The sequence below is a fragment of the Dietzia maris genome (genome assembly GCF_014144855.1).
GTDB lineage: Bacteria > Actinomycetota > Actinomycetes > Mycobacteriales > Mycobacteriaceae > Dietzia > Dietzia kunjamensis.
The window spans coordinates 1-2225 of record NZ_JAALDN010000371.1 but is presented as its reverse complement, the minus strand read 5'-3'; the positions used below and the strand labels follow the sequence as shown (position 1 = coordinate 2225).

2 protein-coding genes and 1 pseudogene are annotated in these 2225 nt (G+C 71.8%); 2 read left to right on the top strand and 1 reads right to left on the bottom strand.

The window, feature by feature from the left end; all coding sequences use genetic code 11:
* Positions 1 to 221, top strand: a pseudogene (locus tag G6024_RS12185) (transcriptional regulator); the annotation flags it as partial.
* A gap of 39 nt (positions 222 to 260) precedes the next feature.
* The gene (locus G6024_RS12180; protein WP_159148813.1) at positions 261 to 1124 is read left to right on the top strand and encodes an SRPBCC family protein; all 864 of its coding nucleotides are present in this window, start codon (positions 261 to 263) and stop codon (positions 1122 to 1124) included.
* Positions 1125 to 1146: 22 nt separating this feature from the next.
* On the opposite strand, the gene G6024_RS12175 is transcribed toward G6024_RS12180, so the two are convergent.
* The gene (locus G6024_RS12175; protein WP_227022141.1) at positions 1147 to 2220 is read right to left on the bottom strand and encodes a DUF368 domain-containing protein; all 1074 of its coding nucleotides are present in this window, start codon (positions 2218 to 2220) and stop codon (positions 1147 to 1149) included.
* Positions 2221 to 2225 lie beyond the last annotated feature (5 nt).

Below are 2225 nucleotides of genomic sequence, written 5' to 3'. Positions count from 1 at the left end.
CCGAACTCGCGGACCGCTACGACATGTCGTTCGCGGCCGTCCGCAAGCACGTCAACGTACTGGAGGAGGCAGGACTGATCACCGACCACCGGATCGGCCGCGAGCGCAGGATCCGGGGAGACCTCCGGGCGATCCGGGGAGCCCAGCGCCTCCTCGACGCCTTCGAGGACATCTGGCAGGCACGCGTCGGCAGACTCGACGCCCTCCTCGCCGAGGACTGACCCGTCACCGCAGGACACACACGAGGAAAGAGGCAGGCCATGCCTGTGACATCAGTGGACAGAGACCTCGACCGGCTGACCCTGACCATCACCGCGGAGTTCCCGGTAACGGTCCGTCGACTGTGGGACGCGTACGTCGACCCGCGCCAGCTCGAGAAGTTCTGGGGACCGCCCACGTGGCCGGCCACCTTCACCCGGCACGACGTGTTCCCCGGCGGCCGCTCGGACTACTACATGACCGGGCCGGACGGCAGCCGCGCTTGCGGGTACTGGGAGTACCTGTCGGTGGACGAGTGCCGGTCGTTCGAGGTGCTCGACGGCTTCAGCCACGACGACGGCCGGCCCAACACCGACCTGCCCACCCGCGAGGCGATGGGCCAGATCGAGGCCGTGGTCACCGACGACGCCACCTTCGCCGCCGACACCGGCACGCAGTCGCAGCTCCTCGACGAGCGGACCGTGCGCGTCACCCGGATCCTGCACGGCACGCCCCGGCAGGTCTGGGACGCCCACCACGAGCCGGAGCTGCTGAACAGGTGGTTCCACGGACCCGACGGCTGGGCGCTGGTCGGCTGCCGGGTCGCCTCGGCGCCCGGCGAGACCACCCGCTTCGAGTGGGCCCCCGACGACGGGGTCGAGGGCGAGGCGTTCGCCCTCACCGGGCAGCTCCTAAAGACCGACCCACCCCACCGGGAGGTCTTCACCGAGACGATGGAGGGAGTCGACGCACCGCCGACGCGCAACGAGCAGACCCTCACGGCCGTCGAGGGCGGGACCCTGCTGACCCTCGTCATCACCTACGACAGCGCCGACCTGCGCGAGACGATCCTCGGCACCGGCATGGTCGACGGGATGGAGGCCGGCTACCGGAGGCTGGAGGCGGAGGTGCTGACCAGCCCCTGACCGCCGCCTGACCGGCTCCGGCCTACCCGCGGTCCTCGAGTGCGGAGGTCCGCGGGTCGGGGTCGGTGGTGGCGGTCTTGTCCGCGAACACCCGCTCGACGGCCAGCACGATCAGCACCACGACGATGCCGGCGGCCACGGCGGCCAGGACCGTCGGCCAGTTTGCGCCGGGGGCCAGGACCTCGGCCTCCTCGGTCTGCCACGGCCACAGCGCGCGCAGCGACCCCAGCATGAGTCCGGCCATGGCCACCAGTGTGGGCTTGCGGAAGTCCTCGAGCAGGCGGTCGAGGACCTTGACGAACAGGGAGATCCCGACGAGCGCGCCCAGGGCGAACACGCCGAGGTAGGCGAAGTTCCGGTCGTCGACGGCGCCGAGCGTCGGGGCGTAGAGCCCCATCGCCAGCAACAGGTAGGACCCCGAGACGCCGGGCAGGACCAGGGCGCAGATCGCCACCGCCGCCGCGACGAACACCAGCAGGTAGGAGGGGTCACTGATCGAGCCGCTCGGCAGCCCGGACAGGACGAACGCGAACGCGGCACTGAGGACGAAGATCAGGCCCAGCACCCAGTTGCGCCCACCCGGGGTGGCGCGCGCCATCCCCAGCGGCACGGCGATGCTGGCGGCGACCATGCCGAGGAACAGCCCGCGGGCGATCTCGGGACTGCCCTCGACGAAGCCCTTGAGCACACCGGCCATGGTGAAGACCATGACGAGCATGCCCAGCGCCAGCGGCAGCAGCAGCCACCAGTCGACGTGCCGGAACGCCGCGCGGGTGCGGGCCCGACGCTCCGGCCCGAGGGCGGCAGAGCGCAGGCCGTCCACGACGTGCGCCCCGGAGTCCAACAGGCGCGGATAGACGCCGGTCACCAGCGCCACCGTTCCGCCGGAGACGCCGGGCACGAGCTCGGCCATCCCGATGAGCGCGCCGCGGACGACGTTGCCGGCCATCCCCAGCGGTCCGGGCCGGACCGGCACCGGCGTGCCGGGGTCGAGATCGGCGTCGTCGACCGGGTCGTGGACGGACCGGACCGGATCGTGGACGGACCCGGCCGGGCCGTGGGGGTCGCGGGAGGGCCTCGACGAATCGGCAGTCATCGTTA

What these genes read in the sequence shown, in the direction of transcription:
- G6024_RS12175 (WP_227022141.1), bottom strand. Translation starts at nt 2,220, where the DNA reads ATGACTGCCGATTCGTCGAGGCCCTCCCGCGACCCCCACGGCCCGGCC.
- G6024_RS12180 (WP_159148813.1), top strand. Translation starts at nt 261, where the DNA reads ATGCCTGTGACATCAGTGGACAGAGACCTCGACCGGCTGACCCTGACC.